General features: G+C 24.2%; 8 protein-coding genes and 1 pseudogene. 3 read left to right on the top strand and 6 right to left on the bottom strand.

Annotated features, from left to right (window positions below; translation table 11 throughout):
* Positions 1 to 297 precede the first annotated feature (297 nt).
* The 3 genes and pseudogenes from Q1X91_RS15245 to Q1X91_RS15240 all read left to right on the top strand — a co-directional run bounded on the left by Q1X91_RS15245 (position 298) and on the right by Q1X91_RS15240 (position 1259).
* The gene (locus Q1X91_RS15245; RefSeq protein ID WP_300759419.1) at positions 298 to 918 is read left to right on the top strand and encodes a site-specific integrase; all 621 of its coding nucleotides are present in this window, start codon (positions 298 to 300) and stop codon (positions 916 to 918) included.
* A pseudogene (locus Q1X91_RS15625) lies at positions 918 to 1079 on the top strand (hypothetical protein); the annotation flags it as partial. The gene Q1X91_RS15245 and the pseudogene Q1X91_RS15625, both read left to right, overlap by 1 nt.
* Positions 1080 to 1259: a hypothetical protein gene (locus tag Q1X91_RS15240; protein WP_300759417.1), complete on the top strand. Its 180-nt coding sequence runs from the start codon at positions 1080 to 1082 to the stop codon at positions 1257 to 1259. It abuts the pseudogene before it with no gap.
* 146 nt (positions 1260 to 1405) lie between these two features.
* Here Q1X91_RS15240 and Q1X91_RS15235 read toward each other — a convergent pair whose 3' ends face one another.
* The 6 genes from Q1X91_RS15235 to Q1X91_RS15210 are packed head-to-tail and all read right to left on the bottom strand — an operon-like array spanning position 1406 to position 3146.
* Positions 1406 to 1639: a hypothetical protein gene (locus Q1X91_RS15235; protein ID WP_300759415.1), complete on the bottom strand. Its 234-nt coding sequence runs from the start codon at positions 1637 to 1639 to the stop codon at positions 1406 to 1408.
* The gene (locus Q1X91_RS15230; RefSeq protein ID WP_300759413.1) at positions 1639 to 1938 is read right to left on the bottom strand and encodes a hypothetical protein; all 300 of its coding nucleotides are present in this window, start codon (positions 1936 to 1938) and stop codon (positions 1639 to 1641) included. The genes Q1X91_RS15235 and Q1X91_RS15230 overlap by 1 nt, the downstream gene beginning before the upstream one ends.
* Before the next feature lie 35 nt (positions 1939 to 1973).
* Positions 1974 to 2219: a hypothetical protein gene (locus Q1X91_RS15225; RefSeq protein WP_300759412.1), complete on the bottom strand. Its 246-nt coding sequence runs from the start codon at positions 2217 to 2219 to the stop codon at positions 1974 to 1976.
* A 39-nt stretch (positions 2220 to 2258) separates the two neighbouring features.
* The gene (locus Q1X91_RS15220) at positions 2259 to 2642 is read right to left on the bottom strand and encodes a hypothetical protein (protein ID WP_300759410.1); all 384 of its coding nucleotides are present in this window, start codon (positions 2640 to 2642) and stop codon (positions 2259 to 2261) included.
* Positions 2633 to 2887 (bottom strand): hypothetical protein, encoded by a 255-nt coding sequence (locus Q1X91_RS15215; protein ID WP_300759408.1) that lies wholly within the window; start codon positions 2885 to 2887, stop codon positions 2633 to 2635. The genes Q1X91_RS15220 and Q1X91_RS15215 overlap by 10 nt, the downstream gene beginning before the upstream one ends.
* Complete coding sequence (locus Q1X91_RS15210) at positions 2871 to 3146, bottom strand: endonuclease (RefSeq protein ID WP_300759406.1); 276 nt, start codon at positions 3144 to 3146, stop codon at positions 2871 to 2873. The genes Q1X91_RS15215 and Q1X91_RS15210 overlap by 17 nt, the downstream gene beginning before the upstream one ends.
* Between the last annotated feature and the right edge of the window lie 176 nt (positions 3147 to 3322).

Below are 3322 nucleotides of genomic sequence, written 5' to 3'. Positions count from 1 at the left end.
CTATTCCTTTTTGTTTGTTGTGATAATTTAAATTATAAGGAATACCTCCTTTTTTTAAACTAAAACTGTGCAATATCTATGGCTCTTAAACAAAAAATAAAAAAATATACAAAAAATAAAAAATCATAAAGTTTTTAAAAAAGTTGCCATAAGAATTTGACTTTAACTTAGTATAAATATATACTGTATACATAAACATTATTAAAGGTTTTTTTTATAAACAACGATAATAGTTCAAAGAATTGTCATTGTTTTTAGCTTTATAGCTACCTTTAATAATTTTTTGGAGCTAAGACAATGTATGAGTTCACACAATTAAAAAATGAATTTATTGCTTATTGTCATTTAAGTATTTCTAAAGTTACAACATATAACTACTGTTATGCTTTAGAAAAATATTTTTTCAAATACAGTGATGTATCTATAACTGAATTAAAAAAAAGACATATCATTCAAATATATTCTAAAATCATAAATGAAAAAGGACGCAATATAGCAAAAAATGTAAAAAATGGACTAAATAAATATTTTAATTTTTTAAATGATGTTTACGAGGCAGATTTGAATATAAGTATTTTAAATGTCAAAATACCTGAATATGTTGTACAAAATACAAGTACAATCAATTCTAATCAAACATTAGAAATAATAGAACTTATGAAAAAGAAAAAAGGCTTTGCTAATCAAAGAAATATTTTAATGTTTCTAATTTTAGCAACTACAGGAATACGCAGAAAAGAAGTTTGCGGAATTAAATTAGATGATATAGATTTTGAAAATAATACAATTTATATCGCAAATGTGAAAGGAAATAAAAAGCCTCGTACTGTCCTTTTAGCTGATATAGTAAAAAACTATTTAAAAGATTATTTAATTGAAAGAAAAAAAAGAGCAGAAAAAATGTACAAAATCTTTTAATAACTCAATGCGGCAAAGCATGTACAATAGAAAGTATTTCACATATAGCAAACAGACTGGCTAAAAAATATAATATTAATTTTACTCTTCACAGCTTCAGAAGAGGATTAGCGAGTGAACTTTATAATGATAACAATATTCAAGTTCAAGACATAGCACTTTTGTTAGGACATAGTAAAATAGATACTACAATAAAACATTATATAAAAGCTGATAAAAAAAGATTAAATACAGCTTTAGAAAATCATAATTTATTTAAGATTAAAGAAGAAGAGCCTAAATGCGTACATTTTAATGATATATTAAAAATGTTTCAAGAGAGGCAAATACAAGAAAATTGATATTCCTTTAATGGAAATTTATTCATAATGACTCCTGCCTTGCTTTTAGTTTTATTTAATCTGAAGGCAAGGCTATTTTATTTAATAAAAAAGCACCCTTAAAAATAAGAGTGCCGAATGTTTAACTAAGCTATTAAATAGTATAGCTATTTATTTTTTTTGTCAATGTTAGTTTGAATTAAGTACCAAGCCTCCCACTCATTTAGCTTTATGAGAGTTTTTTGATACTCTTTGAATAAGTCCTTTTGAGTTTTAATCTGCCCTTCAGTTACTTTATAAGGTTCAGGCGGAGGAGAAAGCGGAACTGTAACATATTTTACGGTTGTACAGCTAGTAAAAAATATAAGCAAAAATATAATTAATAAGATTTTATTTTTCATTATTCTTTAATAACTTCTTGTAATTTTTGTATTTCTAAACTAATATCAACTATTTCATCAGTTAAATTATCAATCTTGTTTTTACAATGAATACATACAATTTTTATAGAATTATGTTTAATATACCATTCCATTTCTTTAGATAATATTAATCTGCTTTTATTGATACCATTTTGAAATAAATCACGATGAAATAAAATATATTCATAATACTTTCTTTCACCTCTTAAAATATGCTGCTTAATTTTTAATTCTTTTATTTTTTCTTGTATTATACTTGTCGTTTCTTTTTGTTTCATCTCTAATCCTATTCATAGTGCCTCAAAAAAAATAATTAATTTAATTTATTATCTACTTTGTTTTCAACATCGTCTATAGCTTGTTTAATTTTATCTTTATAGACGACCATAATTATAACTAGTATAGCAAGTAAAACAGCATAAGCTATGTATTTAATGATATTAAATCCGCCAAACATTATGTCAGATACAATGCTGACTATTAACATCATTAAATACATAATAATAACAGCTCTATACTGTTTTATCTTATCCCATATTTTGATTAAAAAGTTTTTCATTATTTCCTCGCTTTTATATTATTCTCAAAACATGTTTAATCATTTAGGAGGAGAGCGTGCTGTATTGTAGTCTTTAATTATTCTATCTAATGTATTTATTTCATTAGAATTGTATTTTTTATCAGAGCTAAGTTTTTCTATTGCCTCATTGCTGTTTGTGTATATCTCTTTTATATATTGACTATTAGACTGAAAAGCAATGTTTTTTTGAATAACCATATTTGACAATTCAAGTTTTGTAGTGTAGAGTTTGTTCTCTAAATCTTTTATCTTTTTGTCTTTGCTTTTTAATTGAAATATTATAAAACATACCATAAAGGCAATCAAAGCAAAAAGCACAAACACTAAAAAATATTTAGATTTAATAATCTCAAGCACTTTATTTTTAATGAAGTTTAATATGAAAGTTATAGCTACTGACATAACCCCTCTTTTAATGCTTCTATTTCTTTTTCATTTATGTTTTTATCTACTTGATTTTTTGTATAATGATCATAAATCATATTCCAACGATTCTTTATTTTTTCTTTGTCTTCTTTTAATCTTTTATAATCTATAAGCCAATCAGCTAACTGTTTATATTCTTCAGCTTTTTCTATATCATAATTTTCCAATAATTTATATTTTTTCTTATAAAAAGTTATAGCTTCATCAAGAGTTTTTATCATCGTTTTCCTCCGGTTTTTTATTATCATTACTGCCTTTAAGTATTTTCAAAAAACCTCTCAAATCGCTGCCGAAACTCACAGCATTAAGCCCAAGTAAAATTATTACAACAGCAATAGCCTCTTCTTTAGTAACAGCCCTGCCTCTGTAAATAAGATTAACAAATACCCATATGCAGCCTAGTAAAAAACTTATTATACTTGTATATATAGAAAGTTTTTTATTGGCATTATGTTTATCTATAAAATTAAATATACTCATTTATCTAACTCCGTTATATTTTAAGTTATCATGAAAAATTTTATTATAAAAAATAAAAAACTTTCATTAAAAGATCATGCCGAATAAATTCGTCAGGCATTCAAGTTTTTTATTTTATCTAACTCCATTATATTTTAAGTTATCATGAAATATGCCTAGTAGAAATTTTTGTAAAT

The organism is uncultured Brachyspira sp., from assembly GCF_949287625.1.
Classification (GTDB): Bacteria; Spirochaetota; Brachyspiria; order Brachyspirales; family Brachyspiraceae; genus Brachyspira.
This window is presented reverse-complemented; position numbering and strand designations above follow the sequence as displayed.